Genomic DNA, 17,246 nt, shown 5'->3' with positions numbered 1-17,246 from the left:
CACAACCCTGGCGCCTTCAGCTACTCTTGTGATGTCTCAAGAGCTTGGCGACCGCGTCGGCCAACGGGCCGGGGCGAAGGTTGTCGCGCAGCGTCTCGAAGGCCCCCAGGGCTTTGTCCCCCAAGGGTTGTGCCTCTTTGGGAGGGCGCGGCTGGCGAGCGCCGGGCTTCGGTAACCCCGCTTGTACCTTGACGGCAATTTCGTTAAGGTTCCAGCCTTGGTCTGCCAGGGTACGCGCGATGCGCGGCGCCAATTGACGCATCTTGGCGGCATGGGCGGCACTGGGCACCACCAGATGCAGGCACTGGTTTTCCAGTTTGCCCACTTGGCAGACAGCACCCAGCGGGGCGGGCAGAACCGCCGCCACCGCATACTGAATTTGCAAGTGCTTGCGGGCAGTCGCCAGTACCCCGGCGCCCCGCATGTCATGACCCAGCCATCCGAGTGCGGTATTTTGTTTCCGCCGGCTGGAACCGGAACGTTGACGGGTTGAAGCAGGTCTATTCATCCCGGCTCTATAGAATTAGGAAGCAACCTTGAAAATCGTGATTATGCACGCCCGCGACGGGCGGGACGGGCATTTCACCCTGGGAGGCGCGCGACTGGCGTTGTTTCTGGGGGCCGTGCTCGTGACGGCAGCCATCTTTGGCGCCGCGCTACAACGATACCTTACTCCGATACTGCCCACCGTACAGACGGTAGGTTGGCCCTTGGCGGGGCAGCCGGGCCGGGACACCGACTTCCTGCGTGGAAACATGAACCTGCTGGCTGCCAAGGTGGGCGCCTTGCAGGCCAAGTTGGTCAGCATCGACGGGTTGGGGCAACGCGTGGCCAAGGTCGCCGGCGTGGCCTATACCGATCCGGAACTGGCCAAGCAACTGGCCCTGGCGCAGCCCGAAGCGCTGACCCAGCCCGAAGCCACCCAGGTCATGGACGATCTGTTCACCGATCATCCGCCGCCTAGCGCCGCCTCGGCCGAAGCCCTGGGTCGCCAACTGGACGAAATCCAGGCACGGCTGGCGCAGCAGTCCGACAACCTGAAACTGCTGGATGCGGCGCTGACCAAGCGATCGGCGGACCAGGCGCGCATGCCCACGGCCATGCCGATCACCGATTACCCCTATCTGACTTCGTCTTATGGCTGGCGCCGCAACCCGGTGACGGGGCGCACGGCCATGCACGAAGGGCTGGATTTCGCGGCCCCCTCGGGCACGCCGATCCTGGCCGCCTCGGGCGGTGTCGTGCTGGAAGCCAAGTTCCAACCGGGTTTCGGCAACATGGTCGAGATCGACCATGGCGACGGCCTGATCACGCGTTATGCGCATGCCTCGTCGCTGATGGTCAAGCAGGGGCAATTGGTTGACCGCGGCCAGCAAGTGGCGCGCGTGGGCAGTTCGGGCCGCTCCACCGGCCCGCACCTGCACTTTGAAGTCCGTCTTGCCGGCCAGCCGCTGGACCCGCGCTTGTTCCTGGGGTCGCAGCAGCATGCGCCGCCTGCGGTGGCCCAGGCCGCCGCCACTGAACCTGCGGCGCGCTGACCGGTCCAACAGGACAACAACAGCACCCTGGCCATAGATCCAGGCTATTACGCTCCAGGTGCGTTAAACTGGTTCGTTTCCCAGCGGACCCCCGCTCAACCAATAACATCAAAGTCACGGGTGACGCTGCCCTGGCCCTTTGCAGGCGCGGCGTGGCACGTGCGGCCGACATACGCATGGTTTCTCTGCTCAAAAAACTCATAGGTAGCCGCAACGACCGGCTGCTTAAGCAGTATCGCAAGCTGGTAACCCAGATCAATGGGCAGGAGCCCAAGATTTCCGCGCTTTCCGATGCGGAGCTGGCGGCCAAGACTGACGAATTCCGATCCCGATACGCCCAGGGCACTACGCTGGACGACCTGCTGCCCGAAGCGTTCGCGGTTGTGCGCGAAGCCGGCAAGCGGGTGTTCGGCATGCGCCACTTCGACTCGCAGTTGTTGGGCGGCATCGCGCTGCACAGCGGCAAGATCGCCGAAATGCGCACGGGGGAAGGCAAGACGTTGATGGCGACGTTGCCCGTCTACCTGAACGCGATTGCTGGCAAGGGCGTGCACGTCGTGACGGTGAACGACTACCTGGCCCGCCGCGACGCCGAATGGATGGGGCGCCTGTATCACTTCCTGGGCATGACCACCGGCGTGGTGGTGCCCCAGCAGCCCAACGATGAAAAGAAGGCCGCTTATGCTGCCGACATCACGTACGGCACCAATAACGAATTCGGCTTCGACTACCTGCGCGACAACATGGAATACCGTGTTGAGGACCGCCGCCAACGCGTGCTGTTCTACGCCATCGTCGACGAAGTGGACTCGATCCTGATCGATGAAGCCCGCACGCCGCTGATTATCTCGGGCCAGGCCGAAGACCACACCGAGCTCTACATCCGCATGAACGCGGTGCCGCCGCTGCTGACGCGCATGGCCAGCGAGCCCAAGCCGCAGGAGCCGGAACCCGAAGGCGACTACTGGGTCGACGAAAAGAGCCAGCAGGTTTACCTGTCCGAAGCCGGGCACGAGAACGCCGAAGCCATCCTGGCCCGCCTGGGCATCCTGCCGGAGGGCGAGTCGCTGTACGACCCCCGCCATATCGCGCTGATGCACCACCTGATGGTGGCCCTGCGCGCCAACAACCTGTTCTTCCGCGACCAGCAGTACGTCGTGCAGGACGGCGAAGTGGTGATCGTCGACGAATTCACCGGCCGCCTGATGGTGGGCCGCCGTTGGTCCGACGGCCTGCACCAGGCCGTCGAAGCCAAGGAAGGCGTGAAGATCCAGCACGAAAACCAGACGCTGGCATCCATCACGTTCCAGAACTACTTCCGCATGTACGAAAAGCTGTCCGGCATGACCGGTACGGCCGATACGGAAGCGTACGAATTCCAGGAAATCTACGGGCTTGAAACGGTCATCATCCCGACCAACAAGCCCATGATCCGCAAGGACCAGAACGATCAGGTCTTCAAGACCGATCCGGAAAAGTACAACGCGATCCTTGAAGACATCCGTGATTGCCACGAGCGCGGCCAGCCCGTGCTGGTAGGCACCACCAGCATCGAAAATTCCGAGCTGCTGTCGGGCCTGCTGAAAAAGGCCAAGCTGCCGCACGAAGTGCTGAACGCCAAGCAGCACGCCCGCGAAGCCGAGATCGTTGCCGAAGCCGGCAAGCCGGGCCACATCACCATCGCCACCAACATGGCCGGTCGGGGTACCGACATCGTGCTGGGCGGCAGTGTGGACAAGCAGGTGGACCTGATCCGTGCCGACGAATCGCTGTCGGAAGCCGAAAAGACCGCGCGCATCGAAAAGATCCGCGCCGAATGGAAGCCGCTGAACGAGCAGGTGAAGGCCGCCGGCGGCCTGCGCATCATTGGCACCGAGCGCCACGAATCGCGCCGTATCGACAACCAGCTGCGTGGCCGCGCCGGCCGCCAGGGTGACCCGGGCTCGTCCCGTTTCTACCTGTCGCTGGAAGACTCGCTGATGCGCATCTTCGCGGGCGACCGCGTGCGCGCCATCATGGAGCGCCTGAAGTTGCCCGAGGGCGAGCCCATCGAGGCGGGCATGGTGACGCGTTCGATCGAGACCGCGCAGCGCAAGGTGGAAGGCCGCAACTTCGACATCCGCAAGCAATTGCTGGAATACGACGACGTCGCCAACGACCAGCGCAAGGTGCTGTATTCGCAGCGTAACGACGTGCTGGAAGCCGCAAGCGTCAGCGCCACGGTGAACAACCTGCGCGACGCGGCCGTGGTCGAAATGTTCAACACGTACGTGCCGCCGGAATCGGTCGAAGAGCAATGGGACGTGCCGGGTCTGCAAAAAGCGCTGGAAGCCGATTGGCACCTGCACTTGCCGCTGACCGAGATGCTGGAGAAAGAATCCAACCTGACCGACGAAGACCTGCGCGAACGCGTGGTGGCCGCGGCGCGCGATGCGTACCAGGCCAAGGTTGACCAGGTGGGCGTTGAATCGTGGTCGCAGTTCGAGCGTTCGATCATGCTGCAATCGATCGACACGCACTGGCGCGAACACCTGTCGTCGCTGGATTACCTGCGCCAGGGCATCCATTTGCGCGGTTACGCGCAGAAGAACCCCAAGCAGGAATACAAGCGCGAAGCCTTCGAACTGTTCTCGGGCATGTTGGACCGCATTCGCGACGACGTCGTGCGTGTGTTGATGACGGTGCGCGTGCAATCGTCCGAGCAGGTCGAACAGGCCGAAGCGGAAGCGGCGCAATCGCATGTGCAAAACGTGCAATACCACCACTCCGACTACGACGAAGCGCTTGCCCAGACGGAATCGGACGACGGCGCGCAGCCCGTGCGCAACGCGCTGCCGAAGGTGGGCCGTAACGACCCGTGCCCGTGCGGCAGCGGCAAGAAGTACAAGCAGTGCCACGGCAAGCTCGTCTGACACGGGGATAACGCCATGCTGCATTCCGTCGGCCGTACCGAATTCGACCATGCCGTCGTCATGGTGCGCGACCGGCTGGATGCGCTGGCGCCGCACTTCGAGCGCCAGGGCTTTCACCTGAGCGACAAGGCGGTGCATAACCTGGGGTCGTGCAATCGGCTGATCGTGCTGGAAGGCACGTATGTCGAACTGCTGGGCTGGCCGCCGGGGGCGCCGCCGGCCCGCAAGGAAATCGCCGACTCGCCGTTTGGGCTGGAAGCGCTGGTGTTCCGCACCTATGACGCCGAAGCCACCTATGAACGGCTGAAGGCGGCGGGGTTTGCCGTGAATCCCGTGCAGGAACTGACGCGTCCCGCCATGCTGGACGGCCAGGAAGTGCAGGCCCGTTTCCATACCGTGCGTTTTGCCGAGCAGCCCTTGCCCGGCATCCGCATGTATTTCTGCCGCCATTTGACGCCCGAGTGCGTGTGGTCGCCCGATTTGATGGCGCACCCCAATGGCGCGCGCAGCCTGTTGCGTATCGGCGCCCGTTCGGCGGATGCCCGGGCCGTGGCCGAACGACTGGCTTTGGTGGCCGACGTGGCGGCCGAGGCCGCGACCGGCGGCTGGGACGTGCCGCTGGCCAATCTGCGCATCCAGGTGCAGCAGGATGCCGCGGCCACGACGCCCACGCTGACCACGCTGACGCTGGAAAACCGCGACGGCGCGCACTACACGCTGGATACCGGCCTGTAATTCCGGTCCGCAAGCGTTCATCCGGGCCCGCTGGGCCCGTTTTTATTTGCCTTTGCCTGATCTTCCGCCCCGGGATTGCGGGCGGATTGCCTGCGCGCGTCCGGGCAAACCCGAGTTGCCTGGCAAAGTGTATGCACTTTAGTATGCACTTCATCTTCCCTGGAAAAATCTCCGCGGCATGACGCAAACCTCTTCAGCTACCCGACCCGCCGCCCGCACGTCCGCTGGCCAGGCCGAGCTGTACGGCGCGGTCAAGGCGATGGCGGTGCGCTTTGAGTTCAAACCGGGCGAACGCATCAATGAGGTCGAGTTGGCGCGGCGCCTGAACGTCAGCCGCACGCCGCTGCGAGAAGTGCTTAACCAGTTGATGGTGGAAGGCTTTTTGACTCGGTCCGTCAACCGGGGTTTCATTGCGCGCCTGCTGGACGCCAAGCAGATCCATAGCCTGTACGAGTACCGCGCCGTGCTGGAAGCGGGCATCGTGCGCGCCGCTTGCGAGCGTGCCAGCGATGAGGAATTGGCCAGTCTGCGCCAATTCGTTGAACGGTCCCGCGATGTGCCCGAGGACAGCGACGCGACGCGCCTGCTGGAACTGGACGAAGCCTTCCACCTGCAGTTGGCCCGCTTGTCGCGCAACGAAGAGTTCGTGCGCGCGCTGGAAAGCGTCAACGCCCGCATCCATTTCGTGCGCTGGATCGACATGCAGCAGGGCCGGCGCAGCCATACCCAGGGCGAACACCTGCGTCTTGTGCAGGCGCTGGAGCAGCGCGACATCGACGCCTTGCCCGGATTGATGGGCGCGCATATTGGCCGCCGGCTGGACCAGATCACCGATGTGATACGGACGGGTTTTTCAACGATTTACATGCGGGACCAGGCCGAACCCGCCACGGCAGCGCCGGCCAACACCATGACAACAGGGGAAAAACAATGACTCACACGATGAAGCGGGTACTGGCGGCGCTATGCGCGGCGGCGGCTGCGGGGGGCGCCATGAGCGCGGCGCCCGCTGCTGCCGAGGAACGGCCGTTGATCCTGGTGGTGCCGTATCCGCCCGGCGGCAGCACCGACATCCTGGCGCGCATTCTGCAGCCGCGCTTGTCCCAGCAATTGGGCGGACGCGCCGTGGTGGTGGAAAACCGTCCTGGCGCGGCCAGCCAGATCGCGACGGCCTTTGTGGCCCGCGCCGAACCCGATGGCAACACGCTGCTGGTCAGCTTCGACAACCACGGCATCAATCCCGCCGTGAAGCCCAAGCTGCCGTACGACACATTCAAGGACTTCGTGGCGATTTCGCAGACGGTACGGTTTCCGCTGGTGATCGGCGCGAACCCCAGCGTGCCTGGGGATAACCTGAAGGCCTTCCTGGCGGCAGCCGCCAAAGAATCGCCCAACAAATTCAACTATGCGTCCACGGGCGTCGGTTCGCTGAACCACCTGGCGCCGGAAGAGCTCAAGCGTCTGTCGAAAGTGGAGCTGCTGCATGTTCCGTATGGCGGCGGCGGGCCGGCCATCCAGGCGGTGGTGGGTGGGCAGGCCAACATGACGTGGCTGAGCTTCGCGGCGCTGCGCGGCCAGATCCAGGCCGGCAAGATCAAGCCGCTGGCGGTGGCGGGTGAAAAGCGCCTGCCGGAACTGCCCAATGTGCCGACGGTGGCCGAGTCCGGGTTCCCGGGGTTCGTCGCCTATTCGTGGAGCGGCATGTTCGCGCCGAAGGGCACGCCCGATGCGACGGTCAAGAAGTTGACCGCGGACTTCAAGGCCGTGCTGGCCGATCCGGAAATCAAGAAGAAGGTCACCGAGGCGGGCTTCGAGATCGTGGCGTCCGACGGCCCCGCGCTGGATGCGTACGTGAAGTCGGAGTACGACCGCTGGAGCGCCTTCATCAAGAGCAGCAACATCAATCTGGATAACTGAGTGGCGGACGGCCGGGAGGTTCACCGCCCGGTCCCGTCCACGATACACGTGGAGATGATATGGAAAACTTGACCGGCGCCGAAGCCATGGTGCGGATGCTGCAACACAACGGCGTCAAACACATTTTTGGCCTGTGCGGCGACACCAGCCTGCCGTTTTACGACGCGCTGTACCGCCTGGACCATGGCATGCAGCACATCCTGACGCGCGATGAACGTAGCGCGGGCTACATGGCTGACGCCTATGCCCGCGTGACCGGCAAGGTCGGCGTGTGCGAAGGCCCCAGCGGCGGCGGCGCTACCTATCTGCTGCCCGGTCTGGTTGAGGCCAACGAATCGTCGATCCCCGTGCTGGGCATCACGTCCGATGTGGCGGTGGGTTCGCGCGGCAAGTACCCCTTGACGGAGCTGGACCAGGAGGCGATGTACCGCCCCTTGACGAAGTGGAACCGCACGATCGACCGCGCAGACCAGATTCCGGGCATGGTGCGCGCGGCGTTCCGCGCCATGACCACCGGCAAGCCGGGCTCGGCGCACCTGTGCTTTCCGTACGACGTCATGAAACAGCAAGTGGACGGGTCGGATATCTGGGCGCAGCCCGAGCACGGCCAGTTTCCGTCCATGCGCTTTGCGCCGGACCCGGTGGATGTGGCCCGTGCCGCCCAGCGCCTGATCGGCGCGCGTGCCCCGGTCATCATCTGCGGCGGCGGCGTGGTCATTGCGGGCGCCAGCGGCGCCTTGCAAACCTTGGCTGAAACGCTGAAGGCAGCCGTTTGCGTGACGGTCAGCGGGCAGGGCAGCCTGGCGGATACGCACCCGCTGAATGCCGGCGTGGTGGGCTCCAACGGCGGCGTGATGGCTACGCGCGACGTGGTGGCCGCAGCCGACGTGGTGCTGTTCGTGGGCTGCCGCGCCGGCTCGACGTCGACCGAGCACTGGCGCTTCCCGAACCGCGACGTGCCCATCCTGCACATCGATATCGATCCGATGGTGATCGGCGCCAACTACCTGACCGAAGTGGGTCTGGTGGGCGACGCCAAGCTGGCGTTGGAAGCGCTGGGCGCCGAAGTGCAGGCCCGCCTTGCGCACCGGAATTCCGATGCGGTCGATGGCGCGGTGCTGGCCGGTCGCGCCAAGGCCGCGCGCCTGGCGCAGCTGGAACCGCTGGCCAACAGCCTGGATGCGCCGATTCGTCCCGAACGCGTCGTGCAGTCGCTGAACCGCCTGTTGCCTGACGACGCGGTGGTGTGCGCGGATCCCGGCACGCCTTGCCCGTATTTCTCGGCCTACTACGACGTGTCGCGCCCCGGCCGCCATTTCATTACCAACCGCGCCCATGGCGCATTGGGTTTTTCGATGTCGGCCGCGCTGGGCGCGTGGGTCGGTCGGCCGCAATCCAAGTGCGTATCCGTGATGGGCGACGGCAGCTTCGGCTTCACGGTGGGCGAACTGGAAACCATCGTGCGGCACAAGGCGCCGCTGTTGATGATCGTGTTTTCGAATTCGGTCTACGGCTGGATCAAGGCCAGCCAGAAGGCGGGCTACGACGAACGCTACTACAGCGTGGACTTCAACCGCACCGACCATGCCCGCATCGCCGAAGCCTATGGCGTGAAGGCCTGGCGCGTGGAAGATCCGTCCAAGCTGGACGCCGCCATCAAGGCCGCCATGGAGCATGACGGCCCGGCGCTGATCGATGTGGTCGCGCAGCCCCTCCAGGATGCGGCGGCGCCGGTCAGCCAGTGGATGGGTTGATCGAAGACGCATGGCAAAGGGCCCTTCGGGGCCCTTTTTCATGGGGGCGGCGTCTTTGTGCCAGGACGACGTCTGCGCCATGGCGCCAGGCGGGCGTGGCGAAGCCGAAGAATTCGATTCCGAAGGGCGGCTAGCGCTCCTATACTGGTGCGCTTCGGCGCAGCGGCGCATGCCGGTGGCGCGACACGCAACGGGAGCGACAGCATGGACCTGGGGATCGGCGGCAAAACGGCATTGGTCTTTGGCGGCAGCCGCGGCATGGGCCGGGCGTGCGCGCTGCAACTGGCGCGCGAAGGGGTGGCGGTGACGATCGCCGCCCGCAACCCGCAAACGCTGGAGCAGGCCGCTGCGGAGATCTCGCGGGAAACGGGGATCGGCGTGGGCTGGGTGTCCGCCGACCTGACTCAGCCGCAAGGTCGGGACGCGGCGATCGCCGCATGCCCCCACCCGGACATCCTGATCAACAACGCCGACGGCCCCTTGCCTGGGGACTTCCGGGATTGGACGCGAGAGGACTGGATCGCGTCGCTGGATGCCATGATGCTTGGGCCGATCGACATGATCCGGCGGGTGGTTGACGGCATGATCGAGCGCCGCTTCGGCCGCATCGTGAATATCGTGTCGCGCAGCGTGAAAGCGCCGCATGCCGAGCTGGGCTTGTCCAACGGCGCGCGCTCGGGCCTGATCGGCTTCGTGGGCGGGTTGGCGCGTCAGACCGTGCGGCACAACGTCACCATCAACAACCTGCTGCCGGGCGCCTTCGCCACGGACGCGCAGGTCAGGCATATCCAGGGCATGGTGGAGCAGTCCGGCGGCAAGACGTTCGACCAGCTCTGGGACGAGCGCGGGCGCGCGAATCCGGCGGGGCGCTACGGGCAGCCCGAAGAGATCGGCGCGCTGTGCGCCTATCTCTGTTCCGCGCATTCCGGCTACATGACGGCGCAGAGCATTCTGATCGATGGCGGCGGCTACCCGGGCACGTACTAGACGGGATGGGGCCGGCGCCGGGCGCGGCCCGCGGCTGGACGCCGCCAGGCGCAACAGGCAAGATTGCACCACTGCGTTGAGGACACCATGGACCAGACCGATATCAAGATATTGGCGTTGCTGCAGAAGGACGCCACCTGTTCGGTCGCTGAAATTGCCGAGCAGGTGAACCTGTCCGTGACGCCATGCTGGCGTCGCATCCAGAAGCTGAAGGATGACGGCGTCATCGCCCGCAACGCCATCCTGCTGGACCCCCGCGCGCTGGGCCTGAACCTGACGGTGTTCGTGTCCATCAAGACCAGCCAGCACAACGAGAAATGGACGCAGAGCCTGATCAACGCCGTCATGGCACTGCCCAACGTCGTGGAATTCCACCGCATGGCAGGCGATATCGATTACCTGCTGAAAGTCGTGGTCGAGGATATGGCGGCTTATGACCGCTTCTACCGCCGGCTGATCGGCGCGGTGGACTTGCTGGACGTCAGCGCCAGCTTCTCGATGGAAGTCATCAAAAGCACCACGGAATTGCCGCTGGACGCGGTCTAGCCGCCCGCGCGCAAATTTTTTCCGCGCACGCGGGGTGTGGCGGATGCAAATTTCTTTCGGCGTGTTTCGAAGGGCCAATCGCGCAATTCTTTTGCGTGGCAGGCGGCGTAGGATATCGCTCATTCCCGCTGGGGAATGAATCGGGATATCAGAGGACCCTATGTCGTTGGTGGTACCCGCCGGCTGTGCCGGTCTGGCAAAAACGCGGCAAGCGCTATCGGTGGACGACCTGCTGGCCGGATGGAACGGCGTGGACGACTTGTGGGTGTTCGCCTACGGATCTCTGATCTGGCATCCCGGATTTGCTTGGCGCGAGCGCCGCCTGGCGACCGTGCGCGGGTATCACCGGTCGCTCTGCCTGTGGTCGCATGACCATCGCGGGTCGCCGGACAATCCCGGTCTGGTGTTTGGCCTGAACCGCGGCGGCTGCTGCCGTGGCGTGGCGTTCCTGATCGCGGCGAGCGACGTTCCGACGGTGTTTCAGGCGCTGTGGCGCCGTGAAATGGTGACCGGCGCCTATACCCCCCGTTGGCTGACCTGCCACACCGAGGCCGCACCGGTGCAGGGGCTGGTCTTCCTGCTGAACCGCACCTGCCACGAGTACGCGGCCGACCTTAGCGACGACCGCTTGCTGGCGTCGGTGCGCAACGCCGTCGGCCAATCCGGGCCTTGCCTGGACTACGTGGTGGAAACCGAGCGCGCGCTGCGCGCCCATGGCATCGATGATTGGCGGCTGGGGGATCTGGTCCGCAAATTGGGCCAGGCCTTTTAGGGGCGCCGCGCCCCTAGAAGTGCCAGCGGCCGAAGACGAACAACACGTTGCCCGCGCCGGACGAGCCGGGGATGTAGGTCGCGTAGAGCATGGCATCCTTGTAGCCGGCGCCCACCAGCGGCAAGATCCCGGGGAAGGGCACGTAGCTCATGATGTCGTGGCGCGCCGTCAGGAAGACGGTGTAGCCCGCGCCCAGGCGGAGGTTCTCGCTGACTTGTCCGATCTTCAGGAAGCCGTAGCCGGCGATGGGTTCGACCTTGCTGTGCGAATCCAGGAACGCCATGGCGTACAGGCCCTGCCAGTCCCCGTCTTCGTCGTAGATGCTGCGGCCGTAGCCGCCGCCCCAGGCCAGTTCGTTGAAACTGTCGATTTTCTCGCGACTGTAGGTGGCGCGGTTGTGCCACGAGTAGCCCGTCACGTAGAGGTCGTGGCCGCCTTCGGTCCAGATCTGGTCCAGGCGGTTACAGGCCGACTGCGCCCACGAGGGCAGGTCTTCACAAGCGTCGGCGGGGGTGGCGAAAGTCGAGAGCAGCACGAAAAAGAGCGCTGCCCGGAATTTGGCGGTCATGCGGGTACAAGGGAAAAGATGACAGTTCCATGACTTTACATGGAGTCAGCGGGTTTTCCCTGTCAGCTGGCTGTCATGGGACAGCGTTCGCCGTGCCCGCCCACGGAGAATGGCGGGCAGGCAATCGAGACAATATGTGACTGTCGCGGCGAGGCTACAGCAGGAAGAACGTGGCCAGACCCAGGAAGATGAAGAACCCCAGCGAGTCGGTGGCGAACGTGAGCAGCACCGATGAGCCCATCGCCGGATCCTTGCCGAAGCGGGCGCGCACCATCGGCACCAGCACGCCGACGGACGCGCCGACCAGCATGTTGCAGACCATCGCCGCCATCATGACCAGCGCGATCGACATCGAACGGGAGATTACCCAGGCGAACAGCGCGGCCACCAGGCTGCCGCACAACCCCACCAGCAAGGTCACGAAGAGTTCGCGCTTGACCAGTTGCCACAGGTTGCGCCCGGTGATTCGGCCCATGGCCAGCGCCCGGATGATGAGCGTCATGGTCTGGTTGCCCGAGTTGCCGCCGATGCCGGCGACGATCGACATCAGGAAGGCCAGGATCACGATCTGGCTGACCGTGCCTTCAAACTGGGAGGCCACGAAAGAGGCCGTGGCGGCGGTACAGAGGTTAAGCAGCAGCCAGGGGGCGCGGTTGCGCAGGGCGGTGCTGACCGGCGCGAAGATGTCTTCTTCTTGCAGACCGGCGCGCGACAGCGCCTGTTCCTGCGAGTCTTCGCGCATCACGTCCACGACGTCGGCGATGGTGACGCGGCCGATCAGGCGGCCCTGGTCGTCCATCACGGGGGCGGACACCAGGTCGTAGCGTTCGAACGCGCCGGCGGCGTCGGCATCGGAATCCAGCGGGTTCAGCGCCAGGAAATCCGAATTCATGACGGCGCGCACCTCGGTTTCGGGTTCGCTGACCAGCAGCCGCGACAGCGGCAGAATGCCCTGCAGCTTGTCTTGACGGTCCACCACGAAGATCTGGTCGGTGTGGTCGGGCAGTTCGTGCAGGCGGCGCAAATAGCGCAGCACTACTTCCAGCGTGACGTCCTCGCGCACCCGGACCATTTCGAAGTCCATGATCGCGCCCACGCTGTCTTCCGGATAGCCCATGGCCTCCAGCAACTGCGCGCGTTCTTCTTCGGTCAGCCCCTTTTGCACTTCGGCCACCACGTCGGGCGGCAGGTCGGGCGCCAGGTCGGCCAGTTCGTCGGCGTCCATGTTGCCGGTGGCGGCGACCAGGTCCTGGCGGTCCATCGCTTCGATCAGCGATTCCCGCACCCAGTCTTCGACTTCCAGCAGCACGTCCGCGTCGTGCTCGGGACTGACCAGCTTCCAGATGGCCTGGCGTTCGTCCTTGGGCAGCGATTCCAGGATGAAGGCGATGTCGGCCGGATGCAGGCCGTCAAGCAGCGTCTTGAGTTCCGCCTCGTGCTGGCGGTGCACCAGGTCTTCGACCAGGGTGGCCTTGGCGTCGCCTTCTTCCTGGCGATGCACCAGATCGGCCACCAATTGCTGGCGGCGCAGGCGTTCCTGCACTTCGGCCAGGGCGGTCTGGGCGTCTTCCGGGTCGAGGCGGCGGGGCGTCGCGGGCGGTTTCTGCGCGGCGGCGGACTGCGTCATGCGTTACGGCTCAAAGAGTGGGAAGGGGGCGGCTGCGCCGCGCTTCGTCGGTGGCGACGTAGGTCAGCGTGGCCTCGGTGACCTTGACGACTTCGGCGTCCAGGCGCTGACGTTCGGCGTAGACCTCGACCGACACCGTGACCGACGTGGTGCCGGTCTTGGCGATGGATGCGTAGAAGCTGAGGAGGTCGCCCACGAACACGGGCTCTTTGAACTGGAAGGCATTGACCGCGACGGTGGCCACGCGACCGGCGGCGCGGCGGGCGGCGGGTATTGATCCGGCGATGTCGACCTGAGCCATGATCCAGCCGCCAAAGACGTCCCCGTGGATGTTCGCATCCGCCGGCATCGGCATGACGCGCAATACCGGGTCGCGATGGGCGGGCAAAGTCGTAAACGGGGTTTTGGTGCTGGAGGTCATGCGGCCGACTCCAAAGCAAGGGAACCAGCCGATTATGCAGGAAAAACGAGACAGCGGCGTGCGTGGAAGAGCCTGCCGCGGCGCATTGCCGCGGCAGGCTGGTGATCAGGTCGCCAACTTCACGATACCGTAGCCGCCAACCAACAGCCAGGCGTACAGGATAAGGCCCAGGGCCATCACGCGGGGACCGGCTTTCTTGATCTGGGCGAAGCGCGTTTCGATGCCCAGCGCCGTCATGGCCATGGTCAGGGCGAACACGTCCAGGCGGCGGACGGCGGCGATGGCGTCGGGGGGGATGATGTTCAGCGAGTTGATGATGGCCAGCACCAGGAAGCCGACCGCGAACCAGGGAATCGGCAGCTTGGCGCCCTTGGCTTGGCCGCCGGCCTGGCTGGCGGCGCTGCGCAGATACATGCCCAGGACCAGCAGGACCGGCACCAGCAATGCCACCCGGGTCATCTTGACGATGGTGGCGACTTCCGTGGTGGCCGGGTCGATGTTGCTGGCGGCGCCGACGACCTGCGCCACTTCATGGATCGTGCCGCCGATGTAGATGCCAAGCGCCTGGGTATCCAGATTGAGCCAGCCCGCATGGTAGAGAATGGGGTAAAGGAACATGGACAGGGTGCCGAACAGCACCACGGTCGCGACCGCGACGGCGCTTTTGTGGGGGGCGGCCCGCAGCGTGGGTTCGAACGCCAGCACGGCGGCCGCGCCACAGATGGCGCTGCCCGCGGCGGTCAGCATGGCGGTGTCGCGGTCCAGGCCCAGCATGCGCTGGCCTACGACCGTGCCGATCAGCAACGTGCCCAGCACGACGGCCACCGACACCGCCAGACCGGGCAGCCCGACGGCGGCGATCTGCTGGATGCTGATGTTCAATCCGTAGAAGGCCACGGCGATGCGCAGCAGGCGCCGCGCGGTGAAATTCACGCCCGCGCCCCAATCGGCGGGCATCGTGCCGCGCAGGAAGTTGCCGTACAGCATGCCGCATACGATGCCCACGACCAGCGGCGAAAAGCCCAATTGGCGGATGGCCGGCAGGTCGGCCAGCTGCATCACCGCGCCCGCCATCAGGCCGACGAACAGCACGCCGTTGAGCTTGTCGCGCCAAGGCGTGGCCGAGGCGGATGCGGCGGCAGCCGTCGCTGCGGCAGCCGATGCTGCGGCAGCCGATGCTGCGGCAGCCGGCGTTGCCGCGCCTGCTGCGGCGACGGGAAGGGGGGCGGTGGTGCTGGAAGAGGTGCTCATGACTAGCCCTGTGGGCATATCTAAATAACTACACGAAATATTAAATCTGGGCCTATTATTTGAAAAATCTTTATTTTCGATATGTACTATCGGGAAATCTGATAATAAGGCCGCCATGACTCCGGACCAGCTACTGACTTTTGCCTGCGTGGCCGACACCGGCAACATCAGCCGCGCCGCGCAGGTGCTGCATTTGTCCCAACCTGCCGTGTCAGGGCAGTTGCGCATGCTGCAGGAATGGTTCGGCGAACCGCTATACCGCCGCAGCGGCCACGGCATCGCGTTGACCGAGGCCGGCGAGCGCCTGGCCGAACAGGCGCGGCAATTGCGTCAGGTGTATCGCCAGGCGCAGGCGGTGCGCGAAACTTGGCGCGGCCTGGAGACGGGCGCGTTGCGCCTGGGGGCCAGCACCACGCCCGCCAGTTATCTGCTGCCGCGCCTGGTCGCGGATTTCCGCCAGGCGTTCCCGTTCGTCAGCCTGCACCTGTCCGATGGCAATACGCGGGAAATCGTCGAGCGGCTGCCCGCGCTGGATCTGGCTTTCATTGAAGGGGACGTGCCCACCGGGCTGCCGGCGGATACCGCCGTGCATGCCTGGCGGCAAGACGAAGTCGCCGCGATTGTGCGGGCCGACCACGCGCTGGCGGGCAAAGGGGCGGTGACCTTGCGAGATCTGGCCGCGTCCCCGCTGGTCATGCGTGAACCGGGGTCAGGCGTGCGCAGGCTGGTCGAACGCGCCTTCGCGGACGCGGGGCTGGCGCCGTCGGTGGGGCTGGAACTGGCGGGTGTCGAAGGCGTGAAGCAGGCGGTGCGCGCCGGCTTGGGGGTGGGGTTCGTGTCCGTCATGTCGATGCGGCATGAAGACGGGGCATTGGCGGCGTTGCGCCTGTTGCCCAAGCCGCTGACGCGCACGCTGAGCATTCTGGTGCCGCATGCCGACGCCGCCGCCCGCGCCACCGGCCGCTTTTTGGCGATGTGTCTGGCGGTCGGGGCGGGGGACGGCGGGTAGGGTCAGGCCTTGGCCAGGCGCTTGAGCGCCAACTGGACCCAGTAGGTGCCGCCCAGCGGCAGCAATTCGTCGTTGAAGTCGTAGCTGCCGTTGTGCAGCATGCAAGGGCCCAGGCCGTGTCCGCTGTCGCGGTGGTCGCCCGTGCCGTTGCCGATCCAGACGTAGCAGCCGGGCAGCTCCTGCAGCATGAACGCGAAGTCTTCCGCGCCCATCGTGGGTTGCACGTGGTCGTTGACGTTGGCCTCGCCCACGATGTCGCGCAGCACGTCGGCACAGAACGCGGCTTCTTCGGCGTGGTTGATGGTGGGCGGATAGTTGCGCTGGAAGGTGAATTCCACTTCGCAATCCATGGCCGCGCAGGTGTGGCGCGTGATCTCTTCCATACGGCGTTCGATCAGGTCCAGCACCTCCAGCGTGAACGTGCGCACGGTGCCGCGCAATTCGGCATGGTTGGGCACGACGTTGTCGGCGCTGCCGGCGTGGATCTGCGTGATGCTCAGCACGGCCGCGTCCAGCGGATTGCGGTTGCGCGTGATGATGGTCTGCAGCGATTGCGCCAACTGCACGGCCGCCATGACCGGGTCGACGCCCAGATTGGGCATGCCGGCGTGCGTGCCCTTGCCCTTGACCACGATCGAGAATTCGTTGCTGGACGCCATGATGGGGCCCGGCGTCAGGCCGAACTGGCCGGGCTTCATGCCGGGCCAGTTGTGCATGCCGAACACGGCTTCCATCGGGAAGCGCTTGAACAGGCCGTCGTCGATCATGCGCTTGGCGCCGCCGCCGCCTTCTTCGGCGGGCTGGAAGATCACATAGACAATGCCCGCGTAATCGCGGTGCTGCGCCAGGTATTGCGCCGCGGCCAGCAGCATGGCGGTGTGGCCGTCATGGCCGCACGCGTGCATCTTGCCTTCGTTCTTGCTGGCATGCGCGAAGGTGTTGACCTCTTGCATGGGCAGCGCGTCCATGTCGGCGCGCAGACCCACGGCGCGGTCACCGGGCTGGTTGCCGCGGATGATGCCGACGACGCCCGTGCCGCCGAGTCCGCGGTCGACTTCGATGCCCCATTCTTCAAGCTTGGCCGCCACGACGTCAGCCGTGCGGAATTCCTGGAAGGCCAATTCGGGATGCGCGTGGATGTCGCGTCGGATCTTGGAGATATCGTGATGCCAGGCGACGATGGGTTCGAGCAGTTTCATGGGGGAAGTC

The 17,246-nt window shown here is 65.2% G+C and carries 16 protein-coding genes; 10 read left to right on the top strand and 6 right to left on the bottom strand.

Annotated elements, in window-relative coordinates; all coding sequences use genetic code 11:
- Positions 1–16: 16 nt before the first annotated feature.
- The gene (locus tag CQ050_RS04095; protein ID WP_169273353.1) at positions 17–424 is read right to left on the bottom strand and encodes a DciA family protein; all 408 of its coding nucleotides are present in this window, start codon (positions 422–424) and stop codon (positions 17–19) included.
- Between the two features lie 127 nt (positions 425–551).
- Between CQ050_RS04095 and CQ050_RS04090 the strand changes: the two genes are divergently transcribed.
- From CQ050_RS04090 to CQ050_RS04050, 9 genes are all read left to right on the top strand, one after another.
- Positions 552–1,538 (top strand): M23 family metallopeptidase, encoded by a 987-nt coding sequence (locus tag CQ050_RS04090; protein WP_105555590.1) that lies wholly within the window; start codon positions 552–554, stop codon positions 1,536–1,538.
- A 176-nt stretch (positions 1,539–1,714) separates the two neighbouring features.
- Positions 1,715–4,450, top strand: a complete 2,736-nt coding sequence (gene secA / locus CQ050_RS04085) for a preprotein translocase subunit SecA (protein WP_105555515.1) — start codon at positions 1,715–1,717, stop codon at positions 4,448–4,450.
- Between the two features lie 15 nt (positions 4,451–4,465).
- On the top strand, positions 4,466–5,185 hold the full coding sequence (locus tag CQ050_RS04080) for a VOC family protein (protein ID WP_105555514.1): 720 nt from the start codon (positions 4,466–4,468) through the stop codon (positions 5,183–5,185).
- Between the two features lie 178 nt (positions 5,186–5,363).
- Entirely contained in the window at positions 5,364–6,119 is a 756-nt protein-coding gene (locus CQ050_RS04075; protein WP_105555513.1) for a GntR family transcriptional regulator, read from the top strand.
- Complete coding sequence (locus CQ050_RS04070; protein WP_105555512.1) at positions 6,116–7,102, top strand: tripartite tricarboxylate transporter substrate binding protein; 987 nt, start codon at positions 6,116–6,118, stop codon at positions 7,100–7,102. Before CQ050_RS04075 ends, CQ050_RS04070 begins: the two co-directional genes overlap by 4 nt.
- Positions 7,103–7,161: 59 nt before the next feature.
- A complete protein-coding gene (locus tag CQ050_RS04065) occupies positions 7,162–8,856 on the top strand; it encodes a thiamine pyrophosphate-binding protein (protein WP_105555511.1) in 1,695 nt (564 codons plus the stop codon).
- A 204-nt stretch (positions 8,857–9,060) separates the two neighbouring features.
- Positions 9,061–9,843: an SDR family oxidoreductase gene (locus tag CQ050_RS04060; protein WP_105555510.1), complete on the top strand. Its 783-nt coding sequence runs from the start codon at positions 9,061–9,063 to the stop codon at positions 9,841–9,843.
- A gap of 87 nt (positions 9,844–9,930) precedes the next feature.
- Complete coding sequence (locus CQ050_RS04055; RefSeq protein WP_105555509.1) at positions 9,931–10,389, top strand: Lrp/AsnC family transcriptional regulator; 459 nt, start codon at positions 9,931–9,933, stop codon at positions 10,387–10,389.
- A 160-nt stretch (positions 10,390–10,549) separates the two neighbouring features.
- Positions 10,550–11,161, top strand: a complete 612-nt coding sequence (locus tag CQ050_RS04050) for a gamma-glutamylcyclotransferase (RefSeq protein WP_105555508.1) — start codon at positions 10,550–10,552, stop codon at positions 11,159–11,161.
- A gap of 13 nt (positions 11,162–11,174) precedes the next feature.
- Here CQ050_RS04050 and pagP read toward each other — a convergent pair whose 3' ends face one another.
- The 4 genes from pagP to CQ050_RS04030 all read right to left on the bottom strand — a co-directional run bounded on the left by pagP (position 11,175) and on the right by CQ050_RS04030 (position 15,028).
- Positions 11,175–11,729 (bottom strand): lipid IV(A) palmitoyltransferase PagP, encoded by a 555-nt coding sequence (gene pagP, locus CQ050_RS04045; RefSeq protein WP_105555507.1) that lies wholly within the window; start codon positions 11,727–11,729, stop codon positions 11,175–11,177.
- 154 nt (positions 11,730–11,883) lie between these two features.
- Positions 11,884–13,356 (bottom strand): magnesium transporter, encoded by a 1,473-nt coding sequence (gene mgtE, locus CQ050_RS04040; protein WP_105555506.1) that lies wholly within the window; start codon positions 13,354–13,356, stop codon positions 11,884–11,886.
- Between the two features lie 10 nt (positions 13,357–13,366).
- The gene (locus CQ050_RS04035) at positions 13,367–13,777 is read right to left on the bottom strand and encodes an acyl-CoA thioesterase (protein ID WP_105555505.1); all 411 of its coding nucleotides are present in this window, start codon (positions 13,775–13,777) and stop codon (positions 13,367–13,369) included.
- Positions 13,778–13,882: 105 nt separating this feature from the next.
- Complete coding sequence (locus CQ050_RS04030) at positions 13,883–15,028, bottom strand: YeiH family protein (RefSeq protein ID WP_233213780.1); 1,146 nt, start codon at positions 15,026–15,028, stop codon at positions 13,883–13,885.
- Positions 15,029–15,143: 115 nt separating this feature from the next.
- On the opposite strand from CQ050_RS04030, the gene CQ050_RS04025 reads away from it, so the two are divergent.
- A complete protein-coding gene (locus CQ050_RS04025) occupies positions 15,144–16,037 on the top strand; it encodes a LysR family transcriptional regulator (RefSeq protein ID WP_105555504.1) in 894 nt (297 codons plus the stop codon).
- 2 nt (positions 16,038–16,039) lie between these two features.
- Here CQ050_RS04025 and CQ050_RS04020 read toward each other — a convergent pair whose 3' ends face one another.
- The gene (locus CQ050_RS04020) at positions 16,040–17,236 is read right to left on the bottom strand and encodes a M20 aminoacylase family protein (RefSeq protein WP_105555503.1); all 1,197 of its coding nucleotides are present in this window, start codon (positions 17,234–17,236) and stop codon (positions 16,040–16,042) included.
- Positions 17,237–17,246: the final 10 nt, after the last annotated feature.

This window comes from Achromobacter sp. MYb9 (genome assembly GCF_002975275.1).
Lineage (GTDB): Bacteria > Pseudomonadota > Gammaproteobacteria > Burkholderiales > Burkholderiaceae_B > Achromobacter.
The sequence above is the reverse complement of the archived record's forward strand: the minus strand, read 5'-3'. Positions and strand labels throughout refer to the sequence as shown.